The organism is Xenorhabdus ehlersii, from assembly GCF_003610465.1.
GTDB classification, from domain to species: domain Bacteria; phylum Pseudomonadota; class Gammaproteobacteria; order Enterobacterales; family Enterobacteriaceae; genus Xenorhabdus; species Xenorhabdus ehlersii.
On the sequence record NZ_RAQI01000002.1, the window covers coordinates 784,974 to 800,289 of the forward strand.

The window sequence follows — 15,316 nt, forward strand, 5'->3', positions numbered from 1 at the left end:
AAGGGTAGCAATACTTTATGGAACCACCCGTATCCCGGTTCTGTGGTTTTTTTTACTTTCTCTCAACCTACCAGCGTATTTATTGTAAGGCTACTGGAGCAAAAATGTGTTGGGAATGGACTGAATCTTAGAGAACACGTCAAACGCTTATGTCAGCAAAATATCGTTATCAACTTCCTGAAAGCCGCGGCGATACCCGCTACTTAGGCCATTTGACGGGTGCAGCCTGCGCCGTTGAATGTGCCGAAATCATTGAACGTCACCCAGGGCCAATACTGCTGGTGACCAAAGATATGCAAAATGCCCTACGATTGCGTGATGAAATTCAACAGTTCACCGACGCACCAATAAATACCATGTCAGATTGGGAAACTTTGCCTTACGATAGTTTTTCTCCTCACCAGGAAATTATCTCCAATCGCCTCTCCACGCTTTATCACTTACCATTTATGACGAAAGGTGCATTAATCCTTCCCGTCAACACTTTGATGCAACGTGTCTGCCCGCACGATTATCTCAAAGGACATGCATTGGTCATGCACAAAGGGCAACGTCTTGCACGTGATAAACTGCGGGCAGAGCTGGAACAAGCGGGTTATCGCAGTGTTGAACAGGTACTTGAACATGGCGAATTTGCGACACGCGGAGCCTTGTTTGATCTATTCCCTATGGGCAGCGAATATCCTTATCGCATTGATTTTTTTGATGATGAAATAGACAGCCTACGCACTTTTGATGTGGATAGCCAACGCACATTGGCCGAAGTAGAAAAAATCAATTTATTGCCAGCCCATGAATTCCCAACCGACCAAGATGCGATTGAGCTGTTTCGCAGCCAATGGCGCGAACAGTTTGAAGTCCGTCGTGATGCTGAACATATTTATCAGCAAGTCAGTAAAAAAATGTTACCTGCTGGCATTGAATATTGGCAGCCGTTGTTCTTTGAACATCCCTTACCCACCATCTTTGAATATCTGCCCGAAAATACCCTGCTGATTACCCAGAATTTGGTCAGTGCTGCGGAGCGTTTCTGGCAAGATGCGAAACAGCGTTTTGAAAGCCGCAAAGTTGATCCCATGCGCCCGTTACTCGCTCCCGAACAGCTCTGGTTGCCTGTCAATAAGCTATTCGCGGAATTGAAAAATTGGCCTCGAATTGAAGTTGATAATGAATCCCTTCCTCAAAAAGCAAGGAATACCGACTTAGCCTATCATCCTCTGCCTGATTTATCGGTTGCTGCACAGCAAAAAGAGCCATTGGATAAATTACGCCGTTTTATGGAACAATTCAGCGGCAAGATCGTGTTTTCAGTGGAAAGTGAAGGGCGTCGGGAATCCATAAAAGAATTGTTGTCCCGAATCAAAGTCAAACCGAAAAAAATAAACCAACTCACTGATGCCAATAATCCCGGCCATTATTTGATGGTTGGCGCCGCAGAACACGGTTTTGTTGATGAAGATAACAATCTCGCCCTGATTTGTGAAAGTGACATGCTTGGCGAACGTGTCAGCCGTCGTCGTCAAGATAACCGGCGCACGATTAATACCGATACATTGATTCGTAATCTCGCTGAATTACGACATGGACAACCGGTTGTGCACCTTGAACATGGCGTTGGCCGCTATCAGGGGCTAATAACGTTAGAAGCAGGTGGCATTAAAGCAGAGTACCTTATCCTGACTTATGCCGGAGAAGACAAATTATACGTGCCTGTTTCTTCTCTTCATCTCATCAGCCGCTATGCGGGTGGTGCTGAGGAGAGTGCTCCCTTGCATAAATTGGGAGGGGAGGCATGGAACAAAGCACGCCAGAAAGCGGCTGAAAAGGTGCGTGATGTTGCAGCCGAACTCCTGGATGTTTACGCACAACGGGCCGTTAAACCGGGTTTTGCTTTCAAGAACGATCGCGAACAGTACCAATTGTTCTGCCAAAGTTTTCCATTTGATACAACGCCTGATCAAGAACAAGCCATCAATGCAGTACTTGATGATATGTGCAAACCTATTGCTATGGATAGGCTGGTATGTGGCGATGTCGGGTTTGGGAAAACAGAAGTCGCAATGCGTGCCGCGTTCCTGTCCGTCATCAACAATAAGCAAGTCGCAGTTCTTGTACCAACCACCTTATTAGCACAGCAGCATTATGATAATTTCCGCGATCGCTTTGCCAATTGGCCTGTGCACATTGAAGTAATGTCACGCTTTCGTAGTGCAAAAGAACAACAACAGGTCATTGATATGGCAGCAGAAGGCAAAGTGGATATCATTATTGGTACTCATAAACTCCTGCAAAGTGATCTGCACTGGAAAGATCTCGGTCTGTTGATCGTTGATGAGGAACATCGCTTCGGGGTTCGCCATAAAGAGCGCATCAAAGCTATTCGGGCAGATGTTGATATCCTGACACTCACTGCAACCCCGATCCCTCGTACACTCAATATGGCAATGAGTGGCATACGCGATCTTTCCATTATCGCCACTCCCCCTGCCCGCCGTCTGGCAGTAAAAACTTTTGTACGTGAATATGATAGCCTGGTGATACGTGAATCTATCCTGCGTGAAATTTTGCGCGGCGGGCAGGTTTACTATCTATATAACGATGTTGAAAATATCGAAAAGGCAAAAGCCCGACTGGAAGAGTTGGTTCCCGAAGCCAGAATTGTTGTGGGACATGGGCAAATGCGTGAGCGTGATCTGGAACGCGTTATGACGGATTTCCATCATCAACGTTTTAATGTTCTGGTATGTACCACTATTGTCGAAACGGGTATCGATATTCCCAGTGCTAATACCATTATCATCGAACGTGCCGATCATTTTGGCCTAGCCCAATTACACCAATTACGTGGACGTGTCGGACGCTCCCATCATCAGGCCTATGCTTATTTACTGATACCACATCCAAAAGCCATGACCAGCGATGCGCAAAAACGGCTGGAGGCTATTGCATCTCTCGAAGATCTGGGCGCTGGTTTTGCATTGGCTACCCACGATTTAGAAATTAGGGGGGCGGGCGAATTGTTAGGTGAAGACCAAAGTGGACAGATGACCAGCATCGGCTTTACTCTCTATATGGAATTATTGGAAAGTGCCGTTGATGCCCTTAAAAATGGGCGGGAGCCTTCACTTGAAGATCTCACCAATAACCAGACTGAGATAGAATTGCGTATGCCTGTGCTTTTACCTGATGACTATATTCCAGATGTCAACATACGCTTATCTTTCTATAAGCGCATTGCCAGTACGCAAAATAATCTCGAACTGGATGAACTGAAAGTCGAACTTATTGACCGATTTGGTATTCTACCCGATTCAGGACGCCAACTACTGCAATCTGCTTCTATTCGCCTGATCGCCCAACAACTCGGTATCAAACGCATTGAAGCACATGAAAAAGGTGGTTTTATTGAATTTGGTAGTAATAATAAAGTCGATCCGAATTATCTAATTAGTTTGTTACAAACGCAGCCCAATATTTACCGATTGGATGGATCCTATAAATTGAAATTTATTACTGAGTTAACCGAGCGGGCTACTCGTTTATCGTTTATCCAGCAATTATTAGAAAATTTTGATCTACACAAAAGTGAGGCCTAATCAAGCCACTTGAGCGATACAAAAGTAATGTCACGATTGCACTATTTTGCCTAGTTCGCCAAATTACAACTTAATGCGAACTAAACGCGAAAAAGTGCAATCCTTTTTACCTTTTGCTTTCTGCTAAAAAGTCAGAGAAACTCATTGTTGTGAATACGGTTGCAGGATCAATTGTCCTTTCTCATTTAAAGGGATAGTGTCATTAGGCTTGTACTCTATCCTAACTTTTCCTGGTTGCTCACCAATAACATAATTTACGTCATAGGCAACAACACGTGGTTTCTTAAAATGAAATTCTATACAGTTTTTTAACGCTGAGTGGATTAAAGCAGGGTATTTTCTATTAACTTTCAAGTGGTTAAGAAGGGTTAAAATACGATTTTCATATTTAATCAAATGATTATGCGTAATGTCTCTTACGGTAGCAGGAATGGGAAATACTGCAATATGGCAATAGGATTGACGAAAAACAACCGTTGATCTGATAGGTTTCGAAGATAATACATGTGCAACGCTGGGGCGTGGAGATTCAAAATAGAACGTTGCAGCTATGCCAATGATGGCAATAGCGATAATAGTCATTATAGAACTCATTACATACTGTCTTATCGTTAGCTTAACCACATAGCACCTTGATATATTAATAGTTTTCCACACAATTTGATTAAGAGAATATTTCACAACTATTTTAAATAAGCTAAAAGTGCGCTAAGTTAATTATTGAGAAAAATCCTATTCCATTAAATCAGTAAAATCATTAGGCACTTATCCGTGTGGTCATTTATTATTGTGAATAGTTTCAGTATTGACTTTACGAAAAAAACAGCTTCTATACCTATTTCATTAAGAGTTAATACATAAAAAATTGTCACAATAAAAGTTGCCATATAAAAAGTACATACAATACAAAAAATAAAAGATATACCTCCTAATGTCCTGATCCTACAGACTGTAGCAAAATTATGATACCAAGGTAACCTAACTAAAACAGGCTTTATTATAACGATTAATTAAATCTGCTGATAAATTATTTGATAATCTATTAGGTAGATATACATAACTAAGTCAATTAAATGTATCTTGTATAACATATCAATATAATTATGGATCATTCTTTTAAAAAATCATCACATATAACAATAATGAATTAATTAAAATGAGACCCAAATTTGATTCAAATACAGTTTTATTCATTATAGTAAATAACCAGGTTAACATTAGAGAAGAATAATTATGATATGTATAATAATAAATATAATGAGTAGGTAAATGACTCACCTCAATGAAATACTTCAAGATGAGCCATTTTGGGGCTAATTAATGCAACTTCAGGCGTGGACGAATAACGCGGTTAATTCCTCCAACCAGCATCATCAAACCCGTTTTAATACATCCATGCAGAGCTACCTGATGCATACGATACAAAGAGATATAAACCATACGAGCAATACGGCCTTCAACCATCATTGAACCACGCATCAAGTTCCCCATCAGACTACCAACAGTACTGAACTTGGATAATGAAACCAATGAACCATGATCTTTGTAAACATACTCTTTCAATGGTTTTTCATTCAACAGTGCCAAGATATTGTCATAACAACGGCTTGCCATCTGGTGAGCGGACTGGGCACGAGGAGGAACAAAACCCCCCTCTTTTTTCGGGCATGATGCGCAATCGCCAATGGCAAAAATATGATCATCCCGTGTGGTTTGCAAAGTTGGTTTTACAACCAATTGGTTGATACGGTTGGTTTCCAATCCACCGATATCTTTCATAAAGTCAGGTGCTTTAATTCCTGCAGCCCAAACCATTAAGGAAGCTTTGATCTGCTCACCCTCTTTGGTATTCAACCCATGCTCATCAGCACTGGTCACCATTGTCTTGGTTAATACTTTAACACCCAGCTTAGTCAACTCTTGATGGGCTGCACTGGAAATGCGTGTCGGCAATGCAGGCAGGATACGCTCCCCTGCCTCAACCAAAGTCACGTTAAGGGCATCTGAATTCAGGCTTTCAAAGCCATAACTGTTGAGTTGCTTAACCGCATTATAGAGCTCCGCGGAAAGCTCTACGCCCGTCGCACCACCACCAACAATCGCGATATTCACTTTTTCTTCTGCACGGTGATTTGCAGAATATTTCAGGAACAGGTTTAACATTTCATTGTGGAAACGATGTGCCTGTTGCGGGTTATCAAGGAAAATACAATTTTCCTTCACACCAACCGTACCAAAATCGTTAGATTGGCTGCCCAATGCCATGACAAGAATGTCGTAAGCCAGTTCACGCTCTGGTATCAACAAATCGCCATCTTCATTACTGATCCCAGCCAGAGTAATTTTCTTCCCTTCACGATTGATATTCGTGAGTGTACCTAGCTGGAAATTGAAATAATGGTTGCTTGCATGAGCCAAATAACTCAATGCATCAACGCCATCATCAAGAGATCCCGTTGCAACTTCATGCAATAGTGGTTTCCATAAATGGCTATTATTGCGATCCACCAAAGTAATTTCGGCTTTTTTCTTACGCCCTAATTTGTGTCCCAAACGCGTTGCTAGCTCTAAACCACCAGCGCCCCCACCAATGATGACAATTCTTGTCTTTGGCGTTGTCATGAATACCCCACTGAAAATACAACATAATGTTATGTAAGGCGCTAAATCGTTTCTTTGAGTTAAAAACCTTAAATAACGTCCTTAAATAACTTCAAGCTAAACAAATTTCATATTGCAAATATCTCCAGAATATCATGGCAGGTCAGTTGGTCATACCAAAAATAGTCACAACTAAATTCTTTTGATTAATTAGACATCAATCACAAAAATTGTTCACACAACCCCTGTAACGCCTGATTAGCCTTTTGCCAACGTTCAGATTGCTGTAATTCTTCCAAACTAAATTGTTTGCCTTGATGGTATAACTGTTTAACTTTAGGTGATTCAATTATCGGCAGGTTATCCAGCACACTGACCGCTCCTTCTCGATTGTTGCATACTAAAATCATGTCACAACCAGCATCTAATGATGCTTTAGCCCGTTCAGCATAACTGCCCATCACTGCGGCACCTTCCATCGACAAATCATCGGAAAAAATAACGCCTTCAAATCCTAATTGCTCACGAAGTATGGATTTCAACCAATAGGGTGAGCCACTTGCAGGACGGTGATCTATCTGAGGATAAATAACGTGAGCTGGCATAATGGCATCCAGCAGATTACGCTGGATAAAATCGCGGAAAATCACCATATCATGGCAACTAATAGCATCCATGGGACGGTTGTCCCTTGGCGTTTCTTTGTGGGAATCTGCTGTCACGGCGCCATGTCCCGGAAAATGTTTCCCCGTCGATTTCATTCCCGCAGAATGCATTCCTTGGATAAATTTTTCCGCCATTGCCATCGCAGGTTCAAGCTCTTCGTGGAATGAACGTTCACCAATGGCTATACACTTATGCCCTAAGTCCAATACGGGAGCAAAGCTGATATCGATATCCATTGCAATCATTTCTGACGCCATTAACCAACCAGACTCTTTTGCCAGATGTGCCCCCACCAATATGTCATGTACACAAGCAAAAGATTGTGCCGCAGGTAAACGCGTAAACCCTTCATGAAAACGCTGAACACGCCCGCCTTCCTGATCAACAGCAATCACCAAACGGTGGCGGGAAGTTGCGCGAATTTGGCGAACCAATTCACGTAATTGTTCTGTATCGTGGAAATTTCGGGTAAACAAAATTAAGCCACCCACTAATGGATGCTGTAGGATTTCGCGCTCTTCGTTATCCAGTTCATAGCCAACAACATCTAACATTACTGGCCCCATAGCCTTCCTCACTTCTCTTTATATTGGTTATTAGATTCATTACGACAGGTTAAAAGCCTGGCGTAAGGGATGTGCCAGCGATAAAAATTGTTGTTCTCTTGTCTGCTGCCAGCGCACTTCATACCACATTAACATCATATAACTGACCCACGGCTCCCATCGCTTGATTTGTTGCTGCAATAAGTGGATATCTGAATATCCTGATGCCTGGGTACAATAATAATTCAAAAAAGTTTTTTGCTGCACCTCATCCCATTGATTTCCCTTGAATAGTACGGCCAGTGAAAAGCCGATATCGACATCCGCAGCATACTCCCAATCAATCAATTTTAACCCTTTTTCAGTCAGTAATAGATTATCAGGGTGCACATCCATATGAGCCGGAGCTATCTTTAGTGCGGTAGGTACTCTGGTTGTCATAAAAAATTTGTGCAGACGTAACCAACGAGGAGATAAGCGTCTTCTGTCAATCTGCTGCCACTGGAATGCAATTTGTTTTTTTAATTGAAGGAAATAACCCAATGGAGAATGGCTATGAAGAATAGCAAGTGTTTGGGCCAATGGTTGCAGTAAAGCAGGCTGACCCAATATGTCAGGTTTTACTTTTGTTCCAGTGAGCCACTCAAGCAACAGCCAGGTTCCGTGCATAGCCACTACTTTAGGCGCAATGCCGGTGGAAGATAACCGCCGCAAGATCTGATTTTCTCTTTGACGATCCACGCCGAGTATTTCACTCTGCGATGTTTGTGCTCGCCCAACCATCTGACGCACTTCATTTGTAGTTGTATTAGCAATATAGTAACTTCCCTGTGTCAAGCCCGTTAATGGCCTAATTTCCCAAGAGTCTGCGGGAATATAAGGCCATAACTGACACAATACCCTGAGCAAAGCGTTGCCGTTAGTTAACGTCACCACGACTTGACCACAGTATTTCGCCAGTTTTAACCAGCATTAACTGCATCTCCAACTCACGCTGACCATGGTTATTGGAGACAACAGAATAGAGAACATAATCGGCATGTAAATAACGTGCCAATCCAATGGACTTACTGCGCAACCCTAGGCTATCTTCCGATGATAACCCCAGCGCTTGTCTGGCTAAATGGATTTGAGATTTCGGTACAACCTGAAAAACCTGTTTATTGCTGATTACATTCGTGATCACATCTGTGGCTTTCAGGGTTCGCAATGAGCCATTAGTGTTATTCTTGATAGAATCAATAAGCAGTAATTTTCCCGCTTCCACACCATTAGCATGAATCATCTGATCAACTAACGGCTGAACAATGCTGTCCCAATTAATAGATTGAATTTTAGGTGGCTGAGGAACTTTTTCTGATGGTCCTACCGACGGTTCCGGTTTTTTCTCTGGCTCCACCGGTGTAACAGGAGCAGGCTGCTGTGTTTCTGGAGCAACACAGCTTGCCAGCAACATTGCCGATAACATAACAAAGAGAATTCTTTTCATTAATCTACTCCAGTTACATCACTACTTTGTACCGATATACATAAATTAGGTTATTATTTTGCTAATAGCGGTCCCAATGGACGCCCACCCACTAAGTGCATGTGGATATGAAAAACTTCCTGTCCCGAATGGCGATTACAGTTCATGATCAGGCGATAGCCATCTTCTGCAATGCCTTCCTCTTTTGCTATTTTTGCTGCTACAGTAAACAGACGTCCCAAAGCAAGTTCATGATCAGCGGTAACATCATTAACGGTTGGGATCAATACATTAGGTATGATCAAAATGTGGGTTGGTGCCAGAGGGGAAATGTCGCGGAATGCAGTGACCAAATCATCCTGATAAATAATATCAGAAGGAATTTCTCGACGGATGATTTTACTAAAAATAGTTTCTTCTGCCATTTTACTTCTCCTGTTTGTTGTGAGACCTAAAAGCACCGTATGACATGACTAACTTAGTTTTCTTTAATATTGATGTGAAACAGTTCACAAAAATTTCTTGTCGTCATCGCAGCCAATTCTTCAATACTGACACCTTTCAATACTGCCATATACTCAGCCACATCACGTACATAAGCTGGCTGATTCTGTTTACCTCGATGGGGAACCGGTGCCAGATAAGGTGAATCGGTTTCTACCAGAATACGATCTAGTGGCACATATCTTGCCGCTTCACGGATCTGCTCGGCATTACGGAAGGTGACAATACCAGAAAAAGAGATATAAAAACCCAAATCCAGCAGAGCCCTTGCCGTTTCTTTATCTTCTGTGAAACAGTGCAACACGCCACCACAATCTTGTACGTTTTCTTCCCGCAAAACCATCAATGTATCGTCTCTTGCGTCACGGGTATGCACAATCACTGGCTTATTTAATTCACGGCCAATGCGAATATGTTCACGAAATGAAGTTCTCTGGAGTTCAGCATTTTCTTGCTGATAATAATAGTCCAGGCCAGTTTCCCCCATTGCGACAACTTCTTCATCCGCAGCCAGTCGGGCAAGTTCTTCGAAATCGTAACCTTCATCCAAATTCAATGGGTGGATGCCACAGGAATACGCTATGTTTTCCCGCTTACCAATCAATTCCTTCATTTGCCGGAAACCAGGCAACGTTGTTGCCACTGCCAGCATATATTTCACATCCCGCTGTGCGGCCTTCACCACAACATCATCTACACTTTGGTGCAGCGTTTCATAATCAAGGCAATCGAGATGACAATGCGAATCAACTAAAAACATAATATACTCGTATCTAACTAAGTTACTGTGCAGGACAAAATTGCCTTTCCCAATTGAGTAATTGTTCCGTTAGCAACAATTCCCGATTGACTCCCACCACAGATAATAATTGATGACGACAATGCACCCAATCATCAACTGTATTTAATAATGTTTCCACACTTTGGCTAGAAGCAAGATAATGAATCAGAACCTGCTGATCCTGGTTAATACAGTAATTCTGCGCCTGCTGCCGCCATTTTACTGCATCGGATAATAAGCTGATCAACCAATGCAAAGATTGCTGCACATCATCACGATTCAGTAATGGTAAAAGTGTCAGGGTATCACATTTATGCAATGCCTGTTCAATCGCCTGGCAAAGTGAATTCCTCTGCTGCCATTTTTCAGTTTGGAGTAGTTGCTCCGCGGCCAATGGTGCTCCCTGAGAAAGTTTCAATGCTGTTTGTGCATCCAAAGAGGATATCGCTGGAAGCTGTTTTTGTAGCCAATAAAGCCCCGTCGAGGTTTCAGGGACTGGAATAAAATAGTAAAAACAGCGGCTGCGTAGTGTTGCCAGCAAATTTATAGGGTTTTGACATTGCAACAAAAAGTAGGTGTTTTGCGGCGGTTCTTCCAACGTTTTCAATAAGGCGTTAGAAGCAGCATCAGTCAGGGATTCTGCGGATGTGATCCAGACAATTTTGGCTCCCCCTTGCTGAGAATATTCATAGAGTTTCTCGCTGAGCTGACGTATTGCATCGACCCCAATGACATTTTTTCCCTTCTCAGGTGCAAGGACATGCCAGTCAGAATGCGTTTCCGCCAACATCAAATGACAGCCGTGGCATTTGCCACAGCTTTTAATGCCCTGTTTATTCTGACACATTAACCAGCGACTCAAACCATACAATAATGCATCAGCTCCCATTCCTGCATGAGCATGAAGCAAAATAGCATGATGCCCACGCCCCTGTTGGTGGAGTTCAACTAACTGACGGTATGCATGATTGAGCCACGGATACCAGTTCTTGTCTGAATTTTCTGTGCTTTTAGTCAATGTTCTTTAACCAAGCAAGTAAGGTATGGCGAATATCACCCTGCACTTTTTCCAGTGGTTGGGTTGCATCAATCTTTTTGATACTGTCATCTTTCGCCATAAGTTCGAGATATTTTGTACGGGTGCGGTGGAAAAAGTCTAAGGATTCCTTTTCAATCCGATCCAATTCACCGCGCTCAAGAGCACGTTGTAAGCCCACTTCTGGTGGTACATCAAGATAAAGGGTTAAATCTGGAGAGAAATCGCCCAATGCTGCATTGCGTAGTGACGCCATCAAATGCTGATCGATACCTCGGCCTCCCCCCTGATAAGCCTGGGAAGAGAGATCATGACGATCACCAATGACCCACGTTCCCTTTGCCAAAGCTGGCTTGATAATATTTTCCACCAATTGAACTCTGGCAGCATATAACATTAATAGTTCTGCTTTATCTGTCAGTGATTCTCCTTCAACCCCTTGTTTAATCAGCCCACGTAATTTTTCTGCTAACGGTGTCCCGCCAGGTTCACGGGTTAAAACCAAATCAGAAAGACCTTGCTGCTTCAAGGTTTCAACCACTGTTTGGATTGCCGTTGTTTTTCCAGCACCCTCAAGCCCTTCAATTACAATAAATTTGCTACTCATTTATCCTGCTTTAACCTTTGGCGATAAAGACTTACTGCCTTATTATGTGCTACCAGATTGGTGGTGAATGTGTGCCCCCCATCGCCATTCGCCACAAAATATAAATATTCTGTCACAGCAGGATGTGCTGCGGCCTTAATTGAAGCCAGACCTGGCATGGAGATAGGGGTTGGTGGCACCCCATCAATCATATACGTATTGTATGGTGTAAATGTGTTGAGATTGCTGCGGAAAATCGTACCCGTATATTTATCTCCCAATCCATAAATCACTGTTGGATCAGTTTGCAGTTTCATCTTTAACCGTAGACGATTCACGAATACAGAGGCAACTTTGGTTCGTTCAGATTCAATTGCCGTCTCTTTTTCAATAATAGAGGCCATGATCAACATTTCATAGGCACTGTCATATGGCAGATTTTTTTCCCTGCTTTCCCATTCCTGCCCGACGACTGTTTTCATTTTGTTATGGGCTCGTTTAAGCAACTCCACGTCACTCGTGCCTGCTGTATACAAATAGGTATCGGGATAAAACCAACCTTCCAGTGACTCGCCCTCTTTCATGCCTAAAGCATCAAGCAGATCTTTCGGTGTCTTATTTTCTATTTCATGTTTTAAGTATGGCGCATTCTGCAATATTTTTGCCCAATCAGAAAAGCGACTACCTTCAACAAAACGAATGGCAAACTGAGTTTCTTTGCCACTGGCAAACAGTTGCAGGACAGACTTCAAAGACATACCTTTTTGCAAACGGTAAGTTCCAGCCTTAAACTTTGCCAGCTCTGGTTTAAAGCGTAATAGCCATGGCAATAATTGACTATCTTCAATCAATTTATACTGGGTCAGTAAGGCTTGCAGTCCAGTGCGTCCAGTTCCCGCCGGCACAGTAAATATAAGCTCCTGGCTAAGATTAATATTTTGATCAGCAAAGTGCTCTATTTTCTTCATAAAAGAAAAAAATACGATCACAGCGATCGCAATAATCAAGCCGGGCAGAATGAAAATGCGCTTTTTTAGTTTCATCCGGTAATCACTTTTATTTGTGCTTCTGAATACTGACTCGCTAAGGTTTTAAACATTCAGGTAATAAATATTCATGCAACTCTCTTGATTGATATTTCCACGCAGGCTGATTTTTATGCGCTTGAATTTGACTTACTGGAAATACTGGCATTAAGGAATTACAGATAATCACTTCGTCTGCATAAGCCAAAGCTTCAGGATAGCGTATAACACATGATAAGTTATAATCACTTTTCGCCAATAATTCGATGATCTTTTGTCGCATAACCCCTTCCACCCCACACTGACTGAGGTCAGGCGTATAAACATTTTTTCCTTTTCGCCAGAAGATATTGGCAGTGCCGCATTCAACTAATAAGCCATCACTATCAAGTACCAGGGCTTCATCGGCTCCGGATTGTTCAATGAACCGTTTGATCAAAACCTGCTCCAAACGATTTAAGTGCTTAATACCAGCCAGATAGGGATTAATTCCCATTGGAATGGGGCTAAGAGTTAATGACACACCTTTTTGACGTTGAGTCACATATCGTTCAGGATATGAACTCAAAGACAAGATCTGGGTAGGCGTAATCGTGTCAGCAAAACTATAGCCACGGCCTCCCGTACCCCTGGACAGAATAACTTTCAAAACACCGGATTCGCACCCTTTCACTACCTGTTTAATATGGTTCTCAAGTTGGAACCAACCCAGTGCTGGCATAAAGAGTTTTTCAACACCTTTCTGCAACCGTTTTATATGCAAAGGTAGCAAAGCCGGTATCCCTTGCTCAACCCTTATTGTGGTAAAACAGCCGTCACCAAACTGCACCGCACGATCATTAACAGGTATATGATCGCACTGATTACCATTAATCCAATACGTCATGTTAACTTCTTATTTTTGATAAAAAAGCCCCAACACATGTTGGGGCTTTTTATAAACACAAAGTAATTTTAGATCTTGCGGAAAATCAATGACCCATTAGTGCCACCAAAACCAAAAGAATTACACAATGCGTATTCCATTCCTTCAACGTTGCGCGCTTTACCTGGAACTAAATCCAGACGACAATTCTCATCCTGATTCACCAGGTTAATGGTTGGAGGAATAATTTGATCACGCAGAGAAAGAATAGTGAAAATAGATTCAATCGCACCTGCTGCACCCAACAAATGGCCTGTCATCGATTTGGTTGAACTCACCAATACTTTAGTGCCTTCACCAAAAACAACCTCCACTGCACGTGCTTCAGCAATATCACCAACTGTCGTTGAAGTACCATGAGCATTGATGTAACCCACTTGCTCTGGTGAAACCCCCGCATCTTTCAGGGCATTTTGCATCGCTAAAGCAGCACCTGCACCATCTTCAGGAGGTGATGTCATGTGGTAAGCATCACTGCTCATGCCAAAGCCAACAACTTCAGCATAGATTTTCGCGCCGCGTTTTTTCGCATGCTCATACTCTTCAAGCACGACAATACCTGCACCATCGCCCAGAACAAAACCATCACGATCTTTATCCCAGGGACGGCTCGCACCTTGAGGATCATCATTACGGGTTGATAATGCGCGTGCAGCACCGAACCCAGCAACCCCAAACTCAGTACTCGCTTTTTCTGCACCACCTGCCAGCATAATGTCAGCATCATTATAGGCAATAATGCGAGCTGCATGACCGATATTATGTACGCCAGAAGTACAGGCTGTTGCAATGGAGATGCTCGGACCACGAAGACCATACTGGATGCTCAAATGGCCCGCCACCATATTGATGATGGTCGATGGTACAAAGAATGGGCTGACCTTACGAGGCCCTGCCGATAACAGTGTACTGTGATTTTCTTCGATCAGGCCCAACCCACCAATACCAGAACCAATAGCAGCACCAAAGCGGCTAGCATTGGCTTCTGTTACTTCGATTCCTGCATCTTCAATAGCTTGTTTGCCCGCAGCAATACCATACTGAATAAAGAGATCCATCTTCCGTGCTTCTTTGCGCGAAATATTGAAATCTTCATGATTAAAATTCTTCACTAAACCTGCAAACTTCGTTGCATGGTTAGAGGTATCAAAATGTTCGATAAGGCCGATACCACTCTGTCCGGCACAAACAGCGTTCCAAGAAGACTCTACTGTATTGCCGACAGGAGATAACATGCCTAGTCCGGTCACGACTACTCGACGCTTAGACACGGTTATCCTCCAGGGAGGGAAAATATTTGGGACGAAAAACATAGGCGGTCGAACGACCGCCTAGGTATGTGTGCTTATTTACCTGCGTTTTCAACGTAGTCAATAGCAGCTTGAACTGTAGTGATTTTTTCAGCTTCTTCGTCTGGGATCTCGATATCGAACTCTTCTTCCAGAGCCATTACCAGTTCAACTGTGTCAAGAGAATCAGCGCCCAAGTCATCAACAAATGAAGCTGTGTTCACAACTTCTTCCTCTTTAACACCCAGTTGTTCAACGATGATTTTCTTAACGCGTTCGTCGATAGTGCTCATA

Annotated in this window: 14 protein-coding genes; 1 reads left to right on the forward strand and 13 read right to left on the reverse strand. The window is 42.8% G+C overall.

The genetic code is table 11. From position 1 onward, the window contains the following. The first annotated feature begins 149 nt into the window (after positions 1-149). A complete protein-coding gene (gene mfd, locus BDE27_RS09535; protein ID WP_099131402.1) occupies positions 150-3,596 on the forward strand; it encodes a transcription-repair coupling factor in 3,447 nt (1,148 codons plus the stop codon). Between the two features lie 141 nt (positions 3,597-3,737). Here the strand turns inward: mfd and umoD are convergent, their stop codons facing one another. From umoD to acpP, 13 genes are all read right to left on the reverse strand, one after another. Further along, the gene (umoD, locus tag BDE27_RS09540) at positions 3,738-4,277 is read right to left on the reverse strand and encodes a UmoD family flagellar biogenesis regulator (protein ID WP_338066694.1); all 540 of its coding nucleotides are present in this window, start codon (positions 4,275-4,277) and stop codon (positions 3,738-3,740) included. 636 nt (positions 4,278-4,913) lie between these two features. Continuing rightward, positions 4,914-6,218: an NAD(P)/FAD-dependent oxidoreductase gene (locus BDE27_RS09545; protein WP_099131404.1), complete on the reverse strand. Its 1,305-nt coding sequence runs from the start codon at positions 6,216-6,218 to the stop codon at positions 4,914-4,916. Positions 6,219-6,418: 200 nt separating this feature from the next. Next, positions 6,419-7,429: a beta-N-acetylhexosaminidase gene (gene nagZ / locus BDE27_RS09550; protein WP_099131405.1), complete on the reverse strand. Its 1,011-nt coding sequence runs from the start codon at positions 7,427-7,429 to the stop codon at positions 6,419-6,421. 39 nt (positions 7,430-7,468) lie between these two features. Then, positions 7,469-8,344 (reverse strand): phosphotransferase, encoded by an 876-nt coding sequence (locus BDE27_RS09555; protein WP_244208740.1) that lies wholly within the window; start codon positions 8,342-8,344, stop codon positions 7,469-7,471. Further along, complete coding sequence (gene lpoB, locus BDE27_RS09560; RefSeq protein ID WP_099131407.1) at positions 8,328-8,897, reverse strand: penicillin-binding protein activator LpoB; 570 nt, start codon at positions 8,895-8,897, stop codon at positions 8,328-8,330. The genes BDE27_RS09555 and lpoB overlap by 17 nt, the downstream gene beginning before the upstream one ends. A gap of 53 nt (positions 8,898-8,950) precedes the next feature. Beyond that, positions 8,951-9,301, reverse strand: a complete 351-nt coding sequence (gene hinT, locus BDE27_RS09565) for a purine nucleoside phosphoramidase (protein ID WP_099131408.1) — start codon at positions 9,299-9,301, stop codon at positions 8,951-8,953. Between the two features lie 53 nt (positions 9,302-9,354). Continuing rightward, positions 9,355-10,140: a metal-dependent hydrolase gene (locus tag BDE27_RS09570; protein WP_099131409.1), complete on the reverse strand. Its 786-nt coding sequence runs from the start codon at positions 10,138-10,140 to the stop codon at positions 9,355-9,357. 22 nt (positions 10,141-10,162) lie between these two features. Further along, positions 10,163-11,179 carry a DNA polymerase III subunit delta' gene (holB, locus tag BDE27_RS09575; RefSeq protein ID WP_099131410.1) on the reverse strand — a complete coding sequence of 339 codons (1,017 nt, stop codon included), beginning with the start codon at positions 11,177-11,179 and terminating at the stop codon, positions 10,163-10,165. Beyond that, the gene (gene tmk / locus BDE27_RS09580; RefSeq protein ID WP_099131411.1) at positions 11,172-11,804 is read right to left on the reverse strand and encodes a dTMP kinase; all 633 of its coding nucleotides are present in this window, start codon (positions 11,802-11,804) and stop codon (positions 11,172-11,174) included. Before tmk ends, holB begins: the two co-directional genes overlap by 8 nt. Continuing rightward, positions 11,801-12,826 (reverse strand): endolytic transglycosylase MltG, encoded by a 1,026-nt coding sequence (gene mltG, locus BDE27_RS09585; protein WP_099131412.1) that lies wholly within the window; start codon positions 12,824-12,826, stop codon positions 11,801-11,803. Before mltG ends, tmk begins: the two co-directional genes overlap by 4 nt. A 40-nt stretch (positions 12,827-12,866) precedes the next feature. Beyond that, positions 12,867-13,694: an aminodeoxychorismate lyase gene (pabC, locus tag BDE27_RS09590; protein WP_099131413.1), complete on the reverse strand. Its 828-nt coding sequence runs from the start codon at positions 13,692-13,694 to the stop codon at positions 12,867-12,869. A 68-nt stretch (positions 13,695-13,762) separates the two neighbouring features. Next, positions 13,763-15,004, reverse strand: a complete 1,242-nt coding sequence (gene fabF, locus BDE27_RS09595; RefSeq protein WP_099131414.1) for a beta-ketoacyl-ACP synthase II — start codon at positions 15,002-15,004, stop codon at positions 13,763-13,765. Positions 15,005-15,078: 74 nt separating this feature from the next. After that, complete coding sequence (acpP, locus tag BDE27_RS09600) at positions 15,079-15,315, reverse strand: acyl carrier protein (RefSeq protein ID WP_012989255.1); 237 nt, start codon at positions 15,313-15,315, stop codon at positions 15,079-15,081. Position 15,316: the final 1 nt, after the last annotated feature.

What these genes read in the sequence shown, in the direction of transcription:
- mfd (WP_099131402.1), top strand. Translation starts at nt 150, where the DNA reads ATGTCAGCAAAATATCGTTATCAACTTCCTGAAAGCCGCGGCGATACC.
- BDE27_RS09545 (WP_099131404.1), bottom strand. Translation starts at nt 6,218, where the DNA reads ATGACAACGCCAAAGACAAGAATTGTCATCATTGGTGGGGGCGCTGGT.
- nagZ (WP_099131405.1), bottom strand. Translation starts at nt 7,429, where the DNA reads ATGGGGCCAGTAATGTTAGATGTTGTTGGCTATGAACTGGATAACGAA.
- lpoB (WP_099131407.1), bottom strand. Translation starts at nt 8,897, where the DNA reads ATGAAAAGAATTCTCTTTGTTATGTTATCGGCAATGTTGCTGGCAAGC.
- hinT (WP_099131408.1), bottom strand. Translation starts at nt 9,301, where the DNA reads ATGGCAGAAGAAACTATTTTTAGTAAAATCATCCGTCGAGAAATTCCT.
- BDE27_RS09570 (WP_099131409.1), bottom strand. Translation starts at nt 10,140, where the DNA reads ATGTTTTTAGTTGATTCGCATTGTCATCTCGATTGCCTTGATTATGAA.
- tmk (WP_099131411.1), bottom strand. Translation starts at nt 11,804, where the DNA reads ATGAGTAGCAAATTTATTGTAATTGAAGGGCTTGAGGGTGCTGGAAAA.
- mltG (WP_099131412.1), bottom strand. Translation starts at nt 12,826, where the DNA reads ATGAAACTAAAAAAGCGCATTTTCATTCTGCCCGGCTTGATTATTGCG.
- pabC (WP_099131413.1), bottom strand. Translation starts at nt 13,694, where the DNA reads ATGACGTATTGGATTAATGGTAATCAGTGCGATCATATACCTGTTAAT.
- acpP (WP_012989255.1), bottom strand. Translation starts at nt 15,315, where the DNA reads ATGAGCACTATCGACGAACGCGTTAAGAAAATCATCGTTGAACAACTG.